We start from the raw sequence: 16,561 nt of genomic DNA, 5'->3' as shown, positions 1-16,561 counted from the left end.
AAAAATTACTACTCCCTATTCTCAATTCTCAATTCTCAATTCTTAATTCTCAATTCCCAATGTCCGACTCCCGACTCCCGACTCCCGACTCCCGACTCCCGACTCCCGACTCCCGACTCCCGACTCCCGACTCCCGACTCCCGACTCCCGACTCCCGACTCCCTATTCCCTATTCCCTAACCCAATTAATAACTACTAATTAATCATGATTACATCCAATCGCACAACTGATAACTCTTACGCTGAAGCGACTACCAATGAGGTAGTTAAAGAGCAGGAATTATCCCAACCAATTATTCCGCAACAACCTAGCGTTTTTCTGAAACAACCTAGCATTTGGTCGCGGGCTATTCTTTGGGGATTGGTGGGGATAACAACCTTTGGAATTACTTGGGCAAGTGTGGCAAAAATTGAGAAAGTGATTCCAGCACAGGGCAAGTTAGAGCCACAAGGGGATGTTAAGGAAGTTCAAGCATCGATTAGTGGTGTGGTAGCAGAGGTTTTGATTAAGGATGGGGAGCTGGTGAAGCCAGATGATGTTCTGATTCGCTTTGATATGACCTCTGCTCAAGCTCAGTTGGTTTCTCTGGAACAAATTCAGAAATCCTTAATCCAAGAAAATCAGTTTTATCGTGCTCAAATCGGTTCCTATCAAGCTAGTCAACCCAATACTCAACCGCTAAACTTGCCAGTAGAAGTTTTGCTTCTTATTAAAAACCGCGCTAACTTAGTGGCAGAAAATCAACTCTATCGAGTGCAAGTGACTGGGGCTGATGGTGGAGCAAACCTGACCCAAGAGCAACAATTTCGTCTACAGATAAACCTGGCAGAATTTAATTCTCGGGTAACGGCGAATAAGCAAGAAATTCAGCAACTAGAAAATCAGCTAGGGCAAACTAAAATCCAATTAGCCAATGCTAGAAATCTGTTGAGTACAGCTAAGAACAATTTAGTGACTGCACAGACTAATTTAGCAACTGAAGAGCAGATTTTACAGGATTTTGAACCGTTACTTACCGAGGGAGCAGTTCCCAAAATTCAATACCGTAGACAGAAACAAGAGGTCGGTAGAGGTGAAGCTGAGGTTGGTACACGGCAAGCTGAGGTGGGTACACAGCAAGCTGAGGTCAACCAGTTAATTCAGGAACAAGAACGGATTAGAAGTGCGATCGCTCAAGCTAAAGCACAATTGGCGAATACCATTGCGGCTTCTCAAACTGAGCTACAGGATCGGATTGCTGTGAATCAACAACGGATTGCTGATATCGATAGTCAGCTCAGTAAGCAAATTGTAGAAAATGATAAACGGATAGCGGAAATTGATAGTCAAATTAGTCAAATCAAGCAAAATTTGAAGTATCACGAAATCAAAGCTCCTGTAGCTGGGAAAGTTTTTGAGCTAAAGGCTCGCCCAGGCTTTGTGACAACTAGTAGCGAAACTATTCTGGAAATTGTGCCTAATGATGAGCTAATTGCTGAAGTTTATATCACCAATAAAGACCGGGGTTTTGTAAAAGAAGGGATGGAAGTCGATGTCAGAATTGATTCCTTTAATTTTAGTGAGTTTGGTGATATCAAAGGTAAATTAATCTCCATTGGAGCCGATGCTTTAGAGCCCGATCAGATTTATCCTTATTACCGTTTTACTGCCAAAATTGCCCTAAAACAGCAGTTTATCGATATTAAGGGCAACTCAGTTCCCCTAGCATCAGGGATGTCGGTAAGTGTGAATATTAAGGAGAGAAAGCGTCGAGTGATTACTATCTTTACTGGCTTTTTAACCAAGAAGTTGGATAGTTTGAAGGGGACTAAATAGAGGGAATCGGGAATCGGGAATCGGGAATCGGGAATCGGGAACAGGGAATCGGGAATCGGGAATCGGGAATCGGGAATCGGGAACAGGGAATCGGGAATCGGGAACAGGGAATCGGGAACAGTAATAATAGTTGACTGTTTCACTCTCCCGACTCCTGACTCCCGACTTTCGACTCCCTGTTACCTTCGCTATATTTTTATGAAGTTCAAGTAAAGTCTTTTTAAAGAGTTATTAAATCATTAAAACTTAACTCATAGTTTATGAAATAATCCGATAAATCGGGAGCATTTTGATTGATTAACATGAAACCTCGGATTGAGCAACTTCTGCAAGCAAGTCCTTTTGTTCTGTGTTCTCTACTGGGTGCAACTACGGCATTAGGACAAATTACCCCAGATAATACCCTGGGAAATGAAAGCTCTGTGGTAACACCCAATGTGACTATTAACGGTGCCCTGGCAGATTTGATAGAAGGTGGAGCGATTAGAGACAGTAATCTATTCCACAGCTTTTCTGATTTCAATGTGGCGGAGTTTGGGCGGGTTTATTTTGCGAATCCTGCTGGAGTTGCCAACATCCTGAGTCGGGTAACTGGAACAAATGTTTCCAATATTTTGGGGACTCTAGGGGTATTGGGAAATGCTAATTTATTTCTGATCAATCCCAATGGTATTGTCTTCGGTTCCAATAGCCGACTAGATCTAGTCGGCTCATTTTTTGGGAGTACTGCTGATAGTGTGTTGTTTGACGATGGCACAGTATTCAGTGCCAAAAATCCCAATGAGAAACCGTTATTAACGATTAATATTCCCTCTGGTTTGCAATATGGCTCAAATCCCGGAAGTATTACTAATCAGTCTAGGGAGTTTCAGGTACCAAATGGTCAAACCTTAGGGCTAATTGGTGGTGAGGTTACTATTCCTGGTGGTGTTATAGCTGCATTCGATGGACGGATTGAGCTGGGGAGTGTGGGTAATGGTGTGGTGAACTTGACTCCAACCGATAGTAGTTTTGAGTTGGATTATTCAGCAGTTCAAGGGTTTCAGGATATTAGTTTGTCTGAGGGTGCTGTTGTGAATACCAGTGGCGAAGGTGGTGGCAGTATCCAGGTGCAGGGAGCTAATGTGAGTTTACGCGATCGCTCTTTGGTTCTTGCGAATACCCAAGGCAGTGGCAGTGGTGGTGGCATAGTTGTTAAGGCTTCTCAGTTGAGTCTTGAGGGTGATTCTACGATATTTGCGAATGTATCCGGCTCGGGACAGGGGGGAGATTTGACAGTGGATGCCTCGGAATCTGTGCGAGTGGTTGGTGCAGCTGATGCCCCCAGCAGCTTGGGAGCCCTAGTTTTTCCAGAAGCAACAGGAAATGGGGGAGATATCAGTATTACCACTGGGGAGTTAATCGTCTCTGATGGAGGATTTGTTTCAATTATCACAGATGGTGAAGGGGACGCGGGAAATTTGAGTGTGGATGCAGACTCTACGGTTCAAGTGATTGGTACCTCAGCTGATGGTCGGTTTGCCAGCAACTTGTCTTCTTCAACTAATCCAGGCTCAAAAGGAAATGCGGGAGAGTTGAATATTACCACTGGGGAGTTAATTGTCAAAGATGGAGCATTTGTTTTAGCTGACACTTTTGGTGAAGGAGACGGGGGAAATGTGACTGTGGATGCTTCTTCTAGTATTCAACTGATTGGCACTGGCACCTTAGCCAATGTTGAAGTTTCCAGCGGCTTGTCTTCTGAAACTCAAGGGAAAGGAAATGCGGGAGATGTCAGTATTACCACTGGGGAGTTAATTGTCAAAGATGGAGCCAGAGTTTCAACTGTCACTGTTGGTGAAGGGGACGCGGGAAATTTGAGTGTGGATGCGGACTCTACGGTTCAACTGATAGGTACTTCAGCTAATGGTAGGTTTAGCGGCTTGTTGACTCGAACTCTTGGGAAAGGGAAAGCGGGAGATGTCAGTATTACTACTGGGGAGTTAATTGTCAAAGATGGAGCAATAGTTTCAGCTAGCACTTTTAGTGAAGGGGACGGGGGGGACATTAATGTCAATGCTTCCTCTACTGTTGAACTTAGCAGCGACTTGTTGGCTCAAGCTAATTCAGGTTCAAAAGGAAATGGGGGAGATATAAGTATTACCACTGACCAGTTAATTGTCAAAGATGGAGGAGAAGTTAATACTATCTCTGTTGGTGAAGGGAATGGGGGCAATTTGACAGTGAATGCGGACTCTACAGTTCAACTGATAGGTACCTCAGCCGATGGTCGGATTGCCAGCGGCTTGTCTTCTCAAACTCAAGGGAAAGGTAATGCCGGAAATTTGAGTATTACCACTGTAGAGTTAATCGTCTCTGATGGGGCACAAGTTTCCGCTGACACTTTTGGTGAAGGGAATGGGGGCAATTTGACTGTAGATGCGGACTCTACGGTTCAAGTGATTGGTACCTCAGCCGATGGTCAGTTTCCCAGTGGCTTGTTTGCTTCCACTGAAGGGAAAGGAAATGCCGGAGAGTTGTTGAATATTACCACTGGCAAGTTAATGGTCTCTGATGGAGCACAAGTTAGTGCTAGAAGCTTTGAACAGGGCAGTTCAGCAGGCACGGTAGATATTAATGCCAACTCCATCTTCCTTGATAACAAAGGAATCATCACGGCAGAAACAGCAGGAGACAAAGGCAATATTATCCTAGAAGCTGGTGACATCCGACTCCTCAACGAAAGCAAAATTAATACTAACGCCCAGAATACTGATGGGGGCAATATCACCATTGATACTGATACCTTAGTGGGTCTGGGAAATAGCGATATCACCGCTAATGCTGAAGAAGGCCCAGGAGGTCGTGTTGAGATTAAAGCCCAAGGCATCTTTGGTTTAGAGTTTCGAGAAGCTGAAAGTCCAGAAACCAGTGATATAACCGCCACCTCCACTCTTGGCCCATCCTTCAACGGTGACGTAATCCTAAATATTTCCCAAGTAGACCCCACTTCAGGCTTAACCGAATTGCCAGGAAGCCCGGTAGATGCAGAAGCTATCCTCGCCAATGACCTTTGTGGCTTTGAGAATAATCGGATTGCTGGCGGCAGTTCCTTTATTATTACTGGCAAAGGCGGTTTACCACCAACTCCAGAGAATCCAGTGATTAATGCCCACAGAACAGTGGGCTGGCGAACTCGCCCTAGGTTAGCCAACACCAGACAACCATTACCGCAGCAATCTTCCGTGAGACCCCGTCAAGACAAAAAAGTGATTATCGAAGCCCAAGGCTGGGTCATAGCAAAGGATGGCACCATCATTCTGACGGCGCAACCGTTTAACGGGACTCCTGTGGAGCAGATATTGCCCAATCTTGATTGTCATTCGGGAGCAGGGAATAGGGAATAGGGAATAGGGAATAGGGAGTCGGGAGTCGGGAGTCGGGAGTCGGGAGTCGGGAGCGGTGCGACCCGTGGCGAATTTAATTCGCCTACGGAAAGCGCACCGTAGGGAATAGTAGGAAAGAAAACCTAGGATTTTTTGATGTTTTGATAACTCAGAATTTGGTTTCATGATCTAATTGAAAACGTTATCTAGAGGGAGCTTCGGAGCAGGTAAGAGTAGGAAAAAACTCCTTTGATTTGATTTTTTGATGGTACTGGTAAAGATGTAGTGATGTAGGCGTTGGTCTGGTTAAGGTTTCGGGAGCTAAAGTCAAGAATTGTATACCACTACCAGGATTTTTACCGATTCCCAATTCCCGATTCCCTACTCCCGATTCCCGATTCCCAATTCCCGATTCCCAATTCCCGATTCCCGATTCCCGATTCCCGATTCCCTACTCCCGATTCCCTACTCCCGATTCCCGATTCCCTACTCCCGATTCCCTTAATTATTATGAAAAAACTATCATTTCTAATTGCAATCGCATTAACCTGCTTCCTACCATCCGGGAAAGCCTTATCAAATTCTCCAGTAATCACAACCAATTCCCGATTCCCGATTCCCGATTCCCGATTCCCGATTCCCGATTCCCGATTCCCGATTCCCAATTCCCGATTCCCGATTCCCAATTCCCAATTCCCGATTCCCGATTCCCGATTCCCTAGACCAAAAAGCCCAACAACTCTATGAAACAGGTCAATACCAAGAGGCGATACCGTTGTTGGAGCAACTTATTAGTAACTACAGCGATAGTGGGGACCTTATTGGTGAGATTAACGCCTTAGTCAATCTAGCGTTAGTTTATCAAACGTTGGGAGACCTAGACCAAGCTAAACAAACCCTATCCCAGAGTTTAACCAAACTATCATATCTTGATCATACCAAAGATCGTCAACAATTACAAGCCCAAATTCTGTCAGTCCAAGGACAAGTATACTTATCACTAGGTCAAGGGGAAAAAGCCTTATCGACTTGGCAGCAAACTAGTGCTATTTACCAAGAGCTTGGAGACTTAACTAGATTAACAGAAAGTCAAATTTACCAAGTGCAAGCCTACCGAGTATTAGGGTTGTATAATCAAGCCAGTAAAACCTTAACTGAAATCACAGAAACCCTCCAAAACCAACCCGATAGCAAACTCAAAAGTACTGCCCTCCACTACCTAGGTGATGTGCTGCGCCAAGTCGGTAAATTCAAAGACTCTCAAGCAATTTTACAACAAAGTTTAGCCATAGCGGAAAACTTCCAAAATCAAACCTTAATTGCTGATATTCTGCTCAGTTTGGGGGATACAGCTAGATTACAAAGAAAGACAGAAGAGGCAATAGAGTTCTATCAACGAGTTGTCAAGGAATCTCCCTTACCGGATAGTAAAATTCAAGGGCAATTAAATCAACTGAGTATAGTGATAACTAAACAAGAGTGGTCACAAGCCAGAAAGTTATTGCCAGCTATCGACAACACCTTAACTAAATTACCTCCCAGTAAAATCGCTATCAATGCTAGAATTAATCTAGCTAAAACCCTATTAAAATCTGAAAACACACAACTAAAAACTCCGAAATCTCTGGCTAATTATCTCGCCGATGCTATTAAGCTGGCTAGAAAATTAGGAGATAAACGAGGGGAAGCTGAAGCCATTGGTAACTTGGGAACCTTATACGAAAAGCAATCACGTCTTGATGAAGCCCAAGACTTAACCGAAAAAGCGTTAGTCATTGCTCAAGAAATCCAGGCTCCCGATTTAGCCTATCAATGGCAATGGCAACTGGGCAGAATCCTCAATCTAAAACAGGATAAAAAAAACGCGATTGACCGAAGGTCACGCTCCGCGATCGCGGCTTATTCTCAATCCTTGCAAACCCTCAAATCTATCCGTAGCGACCTAGTCGCCATTAGTAGCGATCTTCAGTTTGAGTTTCGAGAAAGCGTCGAACCAGTCTACCGAGAATTAGTAGGACTACTGCTCGAACCCAATGCATCTCAAGAAAACCTCAAACAAGCACGAGATGTAATTGAATCCCTGCAACTAGCAGAACTAGACAACTTTTTTCGGGATGCCTGTCTAGATGCTAAACCCGTTAATATCGACGAAATAGATCCTAACGCCGCTATCTTCTATACCATTATCTTGCCAGACCGGCTGGAAGTAATTGTCACCTTGCCCGGACAACCTCTTCGCCAGATCACCACTAATTTACCCAAAACAGAAATAGAAGAACAAATCGCTTCGGTAAACAGAGATATTACTAGCCTTTGGCGAGCTCTGAGAAAGGAAAACTTACAAACAATACACGACTGGTTAATCGGTCCGATTGAAACCGAACTAGCCAACAGTAACATCCGCACTTTAGTATTTATCCCCGATGGGGCTTTGCGCAATATTCCTATGTCCGTCCTTTATGACGGAGAAAACTATTTGACCGAGAAATATAGTATTGCCCTAGCACCCAGTTTACAACTAATCGACTCTCAAGCCAATGTCAGAGAAAAGGTTTCAGTTCTGACTGCTGGAGTCACGGAAACTCGTCCCCATCGTCCAAATTTAGGATCACTTCCTGGGGTGAAGGTGGAATTAGAGAATATCATGGCTCAAGTTCCCTCATTGATTTTACTCAATGAATCCTTTACTGAATCTAACTTCAATACAGTCGTTAATACCTCTAGTTACGAAGTCGTTCATCTGGCCACTCATGGTGAATTTAGTTCAGTAGCGGAAGAAACCTTTCTCCTGACCTGGGATGACGTGATCAATCTCAATGAGTTAAATAGTCTGATCTCAGCGGATCAAAAGCAAAAAAATCCGATTGAATTACTCGTCCTCAGTGCTTGTCGGACAGCCGTGGGAGACTCCCGAGCCGCTTTGGGATTGGCTGGTGTTGCCGTGCGTGGGGGGGCACGCAGTACCATTGCCAGTCTCTGGTATGTGGACGATCTAGCCACTGCAGAGTTAATGACTCGCTTCTACCAGAAGTTAGCCACAGGCCAGGTTACCAAGGCTGAAGCTCTGCGTCTTGCTCAACAGGAGCTGTTGCAGAGTGAGCAATTTAATCACCCCTATTACTGGTCGGCTTTTATTTTGCTGGGAAATTGGTTGTGAGGATTAGGGAGTAGGGAGTAGGGAGTAGGGAGTAGGGAGTAGGGAATCGGGAATCGGGAATCGGGAATCGGGACTAGTTATGATATATCGATAGACAAAAGTACTAATCGGTGGTAGTTATGCCACAAGATTAATCTTGATCTAGGATATCAGGGGTAAAAGGACAATCTTGGGGGAAGCAAGTAGATGGATAATCCTTGCTAACGACCTTTAGTGGATATCTGTAGCAATCCAAAAAGACCGATTCAAGATAAGGTTTGAGACTGGGAGATTCAGACAACAAAAGATTAATCTGTTCTCTCTGCTCATTGATTGTTTTTTCCCAACCTCGATAATCAGGCTCTGAATTCACGTACTGCCTTTTAAGCAAGTGTTCCATCAAAACCTTAAGTCGGCTCTGAATCTCTCGTTTATCGGATCGTCCCAAGGTTGCTATTTCCTCAATTAAATTTTCTATATCCAACTCATCAAAGTTTCTTGTTTTAAGTTGCTTACAAGTTAGATCAGTCCAAAGAAAAAAATCCTGATTATACAAGTCACTATTACTCATGGCTTATACTACCGAGCCTTCATACTGACTATAAGTATATCACGTTAAAAAATGCTTTTGAATTTATTACTAATAGTAACTACTTTATAGCGTTTATCATAGCTATGAGGTACAGAGAATTTGGAATTGTTATAACCCATTAGTGCATCGCTGCAATAGTTTTTTTACCCCCCCTTCCAACCTTTACAATGCTTGCAATCTTTACACCCCTTAGCACCCTCTACCTAGAGATTGTGACAGTGTCTTGATGCAGTCGCTCATGGGGGGAACCCCCAAGACCGCGCTGCATCGCTGCAATAGTTTTTCTAACCCCTCTGACACCCCTTACCACCCTTTTAGAGATGGCGACAATGCAATAGAATCGGGAATCGGGAATCGGGAATCGGGAATCGGGAACAGGCAACAGTCCAGTAGGGTGCGTTAGGGGCGGGCTTGGCCTCATTTTCCGCCTCTTCGCCCGCCTTGGGACAGCCCGCCGGGTTCCGTAACGCACCACTGCGCGTGGTTATGCGATGAAGCGTTTCGGCAAAGCCGACGCTACGCGAACGCAAAGCGTGGCCTACGGCCTCAGCTTCCGCCAAAGGCGATGAAGCAAAGCTTCCGCTAAAAGCGAACGCGCTTTCCCCCAGCTAAATCCCAAGACAAAATCACTATCACAAACCCTACACCGCCTGCTCCCGACTCCCTCAAAAAAAATTTGTTACAAAAATTTTCAAAATATGCTATAATTATATAATTTTTGTGGTAAACTAAAATTGTGGACAAAATAAAATCCACGGGGAGAGCCAGCCTTAGAGTTTTCGTCAGGCTGGAAGGCTGGCTCTTGGTCCCCTTTACAGGAGATAACTTAATATTATTTCCCATAGTCAACACCTATACCCATGGCTGATGCATTGGTTGTTACCACTTCTCGGTCGCCAGTGTTGAGATAGCCCGCCGGAAAATGAAACGGGCAAGATGCCCATTCCACGATGATGCCCATTCCACTTTTGCCTCTTGCCTTGCTTGCCTCTTGCCTCTTGCCTCTTGCCTCTTGCCTCTTGCCTTGCTTGCCTCTTGCCTCTTGCCTCTTGCCTTGCCCATAGCGCTATAAAACTTAACAGAATCAACAGGTATTTTATGGAATAATCCCAGGCATCGGGAGCATTTTGATTGATAAACATGAAAGCTTTGGTTTACCGACTTCTGCAAGCAAGTCCTTGTGTTCTGTGTTCTCTACTAGCTGCAACTACGGCATTAGGGCAAATTACCCCAGATAATACCTTGGGGAATGAAAGCTCTGTGGTAACGCCCAATGTAAATGTTAATGGAAACCTAGCGGATTTGATAGAAGGTGGGGCGATTAGAGAGAGCAATCTGTTCCACAGCTTCTCAGATTTTAATGTGGCGGAGTTTGGGCGAGTTTATTTTGCGAATCCAACGGGAATTCAGAACATCCTGAGTCGGGTAACTGGAACAAATGTTTCCAATATTTTAGGAACTCTGGGAGTGTTGGGAAATGCTAACTTGTTTCTGATAAATCCCAACGGTATCGTCTTCGGTCCCAATAGCAGACTAGATCTGGGAGGCTCATTTTTTGGGAGTACTGCTGATAGTGTCTTGTTTGAAGATGGCACAGTTTTCAGCGCTAAAAATCCCAATGAAACACCGTTGTTGACCATTAATATTCCATCTGGGTTGCAATATGGATCCAATCCAGGAAGTATTACTAATCAGTCTAGTCTTTTTCAGGTACCAAATGGTGAAACCTTAGGGCTGATTGGTGGTGACATTACTATTGCTGGTGGTCAGTTAACAGCAACCGATGGACGCATTGAGCTGGGGAGTGTTGGTTCTAATGGTGTGGTGAAGCTGACGCCAACAGATACTAGTTTTGTGTTGGATTATTCAACAGTTCAAGAGTTTCAGGATATTAGTTTGTCCGAGGGTGCATTAGTTGAGACCAGTGGCGAAAGTGGTGGCAGTATCCAGGTGCAGGGGGCTAATGTGAATTTACGCGATCGCTCTTTTGTTTTTGCGAGTACCAACGGCAGTGGAAGTGGTGGTGGGATAGTGGTTGAGGCTTCTCAGTTGAGTCTTGAGGGTGGTTCTAGGATAACTGCGGATGTAACTGGCTCAGGACAGGGGGGAGATGTAAGTATTACCACTGGGGAGTTAATGGTTTCTGATGGAGCAGTTGTTTCAGCTATCACTTTTGGTCTTGGGGACGGGGGAAATTTGACTGTGGATGCCTCTGAATCTGTTCAAGTGATTGGTACCTCAGCCTCGGGTGGGTTTCCCAGCTTCTTGACTACTCAAACTCTAGGGACAGGAAAAGCAGGAGATGTGAGGATTACCACTGGGCAGTTAATGGTCTCTGGTGGAGCACAAGTTTCAGCTGCCACTGTTGGTGAAGGGGATGGGGGAAATTTGACAGTGGATGCCGACTCTACGGTTCAACTTATTGGTAGATCAGCCGATGGTCAGTTTGCCAGCCGCTTGTTTGCTGAAACTGTTGGAACAGGAGATGCGGGAGAGTTGAGTATTACTACTGGGAAGTTAATGGTCTCTGATGGAGCAGTTGTTTCAGCTAGCACAGATGGTGAAGGAAATGCCGGAAATTTGACAGTGAATGCGGACTCAAAGGTTCAACTGATAGGTACCTCAGCCGATGGTCGGATTGCCAGCGGCTTGTTTGCTAACACTGAAGGGACAGGAAATGCCGGAGAGTTGAAGATTACCACTGGGCAATTAATTGTCTCTGATGGAGCAGTTGTTTCAGCTAGCACAGATGGTGAAGGGAACGGGGGCAATTTGATAGTGGATGCGGACTCAAAGGTTCAAGTCATCGGTACCTCAGCCGATGTTCAGTTTATCAGCGCCTTGTTTGCTGACACTGAAGGGACAGGAAATGCCGGAAATTTGAGTATTACCACTGGGGAGTTAATCGTCTCTGATGGAGGAGAAGTTTCAGCTAGCACTTTTGGTGAAGGGAATGGGGGCAATTTGACTGTAGATGCGGACTCAAAGGTTCAACTGATTGGTACCTCAGCCGATGGTCAAATTTCCAGTGGCTTGTCTACTCAAGCTAATCGGGGAGCAACAGGAAATGCGGGAGATGTGAGTATTACTACTGGGGAGTTAATCGTCTCTGATGGAGCAGTTGTTTCCGCTACCACTTTCGGTGAAGGGAATGGAGGCAATTTGACTGTAGATGCCGACTCTACTGTTCAACTGATTGGTACCTCAGCCGATGGTCAAATTCCCAGCGGCTTGTTTACTCAAGCTCAAGCAACAGGAAATGCCGGAGAGTTGTTGAGTATTACCACTGGGGAGTTAATAATCTCTGATGGAGCAGTTGTTAGTGCTAGAAGCTTTGAACAGGGTAGTTCAGCAGGCACGGTAGATATTAATGCCAACTCCATCTTCCTTGACAACGGTGGCAGGATCACAGCAGAAACAGCAGGAGAAAAAGGCAATATTATCCTAGAAGCTCGTGACATCCGACTCCTCAACGAAAGCTTGATTCTAACTGACGCTAGGAATACAACAACTGGCGGCAATATAGTTATTGATACTGACACCTTACTCGGTCTCGGAAATAGCGACATCACCGCTAATGCTCAACAAGGCCGAGGAGGTAGTGTGACCATTAAGGCAAAAGGCATCTTTGGTTTAGAATTTCGAGACCGTCTCACTCCAGACAATGACATCACTTCCACCTCCAACCTTGGCTCATCCTTCAACGGTGAAGTAATCCTTAACACCCCAGACGTAGACCCCACATCAGGCTTAACCGAATTACCAGCAAGCCTGGTCGATGCAGAAGCCATCCTGGCCAATGACCTTTGTGGCTTTGAGAACAATCGGATTGCTGGGGGCAGTTCCTTTTTCATTACCGGTAAAGGAGGTTTACCACCGACTCCAGAAGATCCGGTGATTAATGCCCACAGAACAGTGGGGTGGCGAACTCGTCCTGGCTTAGCCAGCAGCAGAAAACCATTACAGCAGCCACCATTGGCCTTTGGCCACGAATCGCGTTCAGTAACACAGCCTCAACCTCCCCAAGAAAAAAAAGTGATTATCGAAGCCCAAGGCTGGGTAATAGCAAAGGATGGCACGATTATTCTGACGGCTCATCCTTTTCGGGGTACTCCTGTTGATCAGATATTGCCCAATCTTGATTGCCATTCGGGAGGAGGGAGTAGGGAGTAGGGAATCGGGAATCGGGAATCGGGAATCGGGAATCGGGAATCGGGAATAGGTAGGGCTTGCTGATTAACTCTCATGCGCATTGACAGATAAAGGTTTTCGCCTTTTTGGGTCGAAAAAAGTGCAAGCAAATCGGTCCAAAAAGCTCAAAAAGTTAGGATTTTGGGCAGACAAGGGCAGAAAAATCAAGGGAGAATTCTTCGGACTACCTTCTATATAATTCTCCTAACTCCTGACTCCTGACTCCTGACTCCTGACTCAATCCCTTACCAAAAGACTTTTTCAGCAAACCCTAGGTAGAACTGGCATCTCGCCAGTAACCTGCCTTGGGAATCAGTGGAACTGGCATCTTGCCAGTAACCTGCCTTGGGAACAAGAAAAGTTGCACCTGGCTGACAAGAAACGATCAGCCAGAGTTCAATGCAACTATCAACTCACAAAATCTAATAATAACAAAAACTGAGATGAACACTGATCTATTTTGGATCTAGGTAAGCTGTTTGAGCTAGTGGTGCGTTACGGGCAGCAACATAACCAAGGGCTAGAGGCGGAAAATGAGCGCTCCCCTGAAGCACCACTAGCAACTGATCTCGTTTAGATCTAGCTAGTGATAGCGTAGCAGAAGATGGGGTGCTCAGGTGCTGGTCAAAATTTCTATTAAGAGTAATTATGCCGAGATGATCTAATCCCAGGTTGGGGGTTGTTTGATATCATCTCCCCATAATTAGTGATCAAAAACCTTCTGGGATTAAACCTTACTCCTTTACTTCAGCATAGCTGGTTTCTGCCTAAACTCCGAAACTTAGTCCTAGCTTACTTTTGACTTCTGACTTATAACTTCTGACCCTAAGCGTAGCGCTATATCACTTGCTGCCAACCACAGGTTAAAGAGCGCACAGGATTCGGGCGCAAGGGAAGCGCCCCTAGATTTGATTGGTTTGACCATCATGACCAGAAGTGATATAGTTTATTCCACTACTCGAATCAATCCACGGTTCAAACGGTCATGAATCTCTTGGACTAGGGTTTGCTCTTCTAGTGAAAGTGATGCCTTGCCTCGTAAAGCTGACATAAAGAGCTGTTGGTCAATGCGGGTAATTTGGCGCATATGAATAATACGCTGAGCTATTTGCTTAACCGGGAATTTGGGGAAGATCACTTGAGAAGGTTTCATGGGCTCCACATAATCTCTGTAATTTTAACTATCGGCAATTTTGAAGAGATCTTCTGTGAGAGAGAGTCCTAGCTAGTAGTGATTCGAGCTCACGATGTGTTGTGATGGGATCGCGGTTAAGCTGTGATCTGAGTTACAACGATGGCAAACTAGTAGCCGATCAGCGTTGACGGTCGTGATATACAGCATGTTGATTCTAGGACAAGAGAACGACAGGAGGAAGGAAGCAGCAAATTAGAAAAGGAATAAATACTAATATAGTCCAATATTTGGATGCCTGAAACTGTTTAAAGGTTAACAGTTTGGTATCTGAGAGCTTTATAATTGTGGTTGGCACTGATGGTTCCTGGGCCAAGGCTGTCATAATTTGTTTACCCAAAACCCGTCCTAATCGTGGTGGTACAGCATTACCGACCTGTCGAAATCCATGCCATTTGGTGTGGTGGAAGCGAAACCAATCTGGAAATGAGTGCAGTCTAGCGGCCTCTCGCACCGATATCACCCGTGGGTAATCAGGATGAATGGGGCGAGGAGAGGTGTAGCGACCGTTTTTATAACCAGTACCTGCTCTGAGGGTATGGCATGGTTTATCCCAGTGTAAGCGTCGTAAGCGACTGGTAGTTTCTACCTCGCCCATGGGTGTGTTTCTAAACCGCTCAATCGACGCTTCCGTGTGCTGGGTTTGCAGGGAACTGGTTAATAGTTTAGGATTCCACTGGCGGGGATAGGCAAAGTTACCAGGATCGGTGATTACATCCCGTAACTTTTCTACATAGGGCATGGCTAACGCTTGCAGCAGGTCTAGCTGTTTTGGTTTTAGTTCAACACAATCGCTTTTCTGGAGTTCAGGAAAATCATCTAAGTTAGGCAAGTCTGCGATCGCATCCTTAACAGTTACCCATTGGTGAGAGCCTAGTTCTGAGTCAGGATAAACCACTGGTGTTTCCCCAAGCCTAGAACCCAGTAAAAACAACCGCCGCCGTTTTTGAGGCACGCCAAAATCTGCTGCATTCAATACCTTGACTGGCTCAGTTATCCTGTAGCCAGCTGCTTTAAACTCACTGATGAGCTGCTCAAACAGGTCTTGGTATTTGTTCTGAGCTAAGCCTGGAACATTCTCCATCACAAAATAGCGTGGTTGGAGTTCTTTGACCAAACGGCAGAACTCAAACACTAAATTATTGCGTGCATCATCTACTTGACGCTTACCGATCAAGGAGAATCCCTGACAAGGGGGTCCACCAATGACTAGATCAATCACTAGATCAATGGTAGAAACCTGCGATGAAACCTCTCTACAGTCTTGGTTTTGCCCCCTTTGACTTGCCCACTCCCTCAGGGCTTTCTGAATTTCCTGACCAGACAGGGTAGCAACGTCGGTACATAAAACCTTGGTTTGGGGGGAATTGAAGGCATACACTGCCCCATGAATTGGGTCTTGTTCAACGGCAACGGCAACATCAAACCCCGCCTGCTCAATCCCTAGGGAGAAACCACCAGCACCAGCAAATAAATCAACGGCTAACGGTCGATGAGAGAAATTTGCCATGCCGTTTATGGTAATCTAATTTTATTGCGCTGCACGCTTCGGAACAGGGAACAGGGAACAGGGAACAGGGAACAGGGAACAGGGAATCGGGAATCGGGAATCGGGAATCGGGAATCGGTAATGAAAAAGCTTGTGACGTAGCCTTGCTCACGAAAATAGGAAAATTAAATGGACCCTAGCTTACCTATAATGGTTGATCAGTAGGAAACAGTATTTTTTAGCATACCTTAGTTAGTGCTTTCTTTTACCATTCAGATTAATCTAGCTCTCACTAAAGTTGCGACTAGTAATAGCAATCCGTTTAGGAATTGTGATAATTTTGATGCCATATTCCCGACTCCCGACTCCCGACTCCCTACTCCCTACTCCCTACTCCCTACTCCCTACTCCCTACTCCCTTTCCTAAAGTGCTGATGCCAATTTTAAAATCCTCATTTTTCTGGTTTTTCTGCTTTACGGTAATTTTCCTGCTATCCCAAGATTTCTGGTCTTGGCAGCAAGACATTTCCTTCTCCTTCCTTCATCTTCCCCCTTGGGTATTCTATTTTATTGCCTTACAAATTATCCTCGCAGTCGCGTTGTTACTATTTGTGCTAAATTTCTGGGAAACTTCGTCGTAAGCATATGCGCTACGCGCACGCTACTTGAGGTGCCGTCAGCTGTCAGCCGTCAGCCTTTGGGCAATGGCACCTCAAGTAGTCTGGAACAGGCTTCTAGCCTGTGACTTAACCCATAAGCTGATAGCTGATAGCAGCTTGT

General features: G+C 45.2%; 15 protein-coding genes. 8 read left to right on the top strand and 7 right to left on the bottom strand.

Annotated elements, in window-relative coordinates; genetic code table 11:
* From F6K46_RS15070 to F6K46_RS15045, 6 genes are all read left to right on the top strand, one after another.
* Positions 1-180, top strand: a 180-nt coding sequence (locus F6K46_RS15070) for a hypothetical protein (RefSeq protein ID WP_293117125.1), incomplete at its 5' end; no start/stop codon positions are given.
* Between the two features lie 25 nt (positions 181-205).
* Positions 206-1,816 (top strand): HlyD family efflux transporter periplasmic adaptor subunit, encoded by a 1,611-nt coding sequence (locus F6K46_RS15065; protein WP_293053615.1) that lies wholly within the window; start codon positions 206-208, stop codon positions 1,814-1,816.
* Positions 1,817-2,118: 302 nt separating this feature from the next.
* Positions 2,119-5,202, top strand: coding sequence for an S-layer family protein (locus F6K46_RS15060; protein ID WP_293053840.1), 3,084 nt, complete (start codon positions 2,119-2,121; stop codon positions 5,200-5,202).
* Between the two features lie 313 nt (positions 5,203-5,515).
* On the top strand, positions 5,516-5,686 hold the full coding sequence (locus F6K46_RS15055; protein WP_293053617.1) for a hypothetical protein: 171 nt from the start codon (positions 5,516-5,518) through the stop codon (positions 5,684-5,686).
* 5 nt (positions 5,687-5,691) lie between these two features.
* Positions 5,692-5,928, top strand: coding sequence for a hypothetical protein (locus F6K46_RS15050; protein ID WP_293053619.1), 237 nt, complete (start codon positions 5,692-5,694; stop codon positions 5,926-5,928).
* Entirely contained in the window at positions 5,825-8,338 is a 2,514-nt protein-coding gene (locus tag F6K46_RS15045; RefSeq protein WP_366664705.1) for a CHAT domain-containing protein, read from the top strand. Before F6K46_RS15050 ends, F6K46_RS15045 begins: the two co-directional genes overlap by 104 nt.
* A gap of 130 nt (positions 8,339-8,468) precedes the next feature.
* Here F6K46_RS15045 and F6K46_RS15040 read toward each other — a convergent pair whose 3' ends face one another.
* The 3 genes from F6K46_RS15040 to F6K46_RS15030 all read right to left on the bottom strand — a co-directional run bounded on the left by F6K46_RS15040 (position 8,469) and on the right by F6K46_RS15030 (position 10,051).
* The gene (locus tag F6K46_RS15040; RefSeq protein WP_293053621.1) at positions 8,469-8,888 is read right to left on the bottom strand and encodes a DUF29 domain-containing protein; all 420 of its coding nucleotides are present in this window, start codon (positions 8,886-8,888) and stop codon (positions 8,469-8,471) included.
* 335 nt (positions 8,889-9,223) lie between these two features.
* Entirely contained in the window at positions 9,224-9,469 is a 246-nt protein-coding gene (locus F6K46_RS15035; RefSeq protein ID WP_293053625.1) for a hypothetical protein, read from the bottom strand.
* Between the two features lie 285 nt (positions 9,470-9,754).
* The gene (locus F6K46_RS15030; RefSeq protein ID WP_075898929.1) at positions 9,755-10,051 is read right to left on the bottom strand and encodes a hypothetical protein; all 297 of its coding nucleotides are present in this window, start codon (positions 10,049-10,051) and stop codon (positions 9,755-9,757) included.
* Between F6K46_RS15030 and F6K46_RS15025 the strand changes: the two genes are divergently transcribed.
* Positions 10,050-13,082, top strand: a complete 3,033-nt coding sequence (locus F6K46_RS15025) for an S-layer family protein (RefSeq protein ID WP_293053846.1) — start codon at positions 10,050-10,052, stop codon at positions 13,080-13,082. The genes F6K46_RS15030 and F6K46_RS15025 overlap by 2 nt on opposite strands.
* Here F6K46_RS15025 and F6K46_RS15020 read toward each other — a convergent pair.
* The 4 genes from F6K46_RS15020 to F6K46_RS15005 all read right to left on the bottom strand — a co-directional run bounded on the left by F6K46_RS15020 (position 13,031) and on the right by F6K46_RS15005 (position 15,953).
* Complete coding sequence (locus tag F6K46_RS15020; RefSeq protein ID WP_293117122.1) at positions 13,031-13,162, bottom strand: hypothetical protein; 132 nt, start codon at positions 13,160-13,162, stop codon at positions 13,031-13,033. The two genes, F6K46_RS15025 and F6K46_RS15020, sit on opposite strands and share 52 nt — an antisense overlap.
* An 884-nt stretch (positions 13,163-14,046) precedes the next feature.
* The gene (locus tag F6K46_RS15015; RefSeq protein ID WP_070392609.1) at positions 14,047-14,253 is read right to left on the bottom strand and encodes a hypothetical protein; all 207 of its coding nucleotides are present in this window, start codon (positions 14,251-14,253) and stop codon (positions 14,047-14,049) included.
* Positions 14,254-14,449: 196 nt separating this feature from the next.
* The gene (locus F6K46_RS15010; protein ID WP_293053631.1) at positions 14,450-15,802 is read right to left on the bottom strand and encodes a DNA cytosine methyltransferase; all 1,353 of its coding nucleotides are present in this window, start codon (positions 15,800-15,802) and stop codon (positions 14,450-14,452) included.
* On the bottom strand, positions 15,768-15,953 hold the full coding sequence (locus F6K46_RS15005) for a hypothetical protein (RefSeq protein ID WP_293053633.1): 186 nt from the start codon (positions 15,951-15,953) through the stop codon (positions 15,768-15,770). Before F6K46_RS15005 ends, F6K46_RS15010 begins: the two co-directional genes overlap by 35 nt.
* A 381-nt stretch (positions 15,954-16,334) precedes the next feature.
* On the opposite strand from F6K46_RS15005, the gene F6K46_RS15000 reads away from it, so the two are divergent.
* Positions 16,335-16,526, top strand: a complete 192-nt coding sequence (locus tag F6K46_RS15000) for a hypothetical protein (RefSeq protein ID WP_293053635.1) — start codon at positions 16,335-16,337, stop codon at positions 16,524-16,526.
* Positions 16,527-16,561 lie beyond the last annotated feature (35 nt).

This window comes from Moorena sp. SIO3E8 (assembly GCF_010692445.1).
GTDB lineage: Bacteria > Cyanobacteriota > Cyanobacteriia > Cyanobacteriales > Coleofasciculaceae > Moorena > Moorena bouillonii.
The sequence above is the reverse complement of the archived record's forward strand: the minus strand, read 5'-3'. Positions and strand labels throughout refer to the sequence as shown.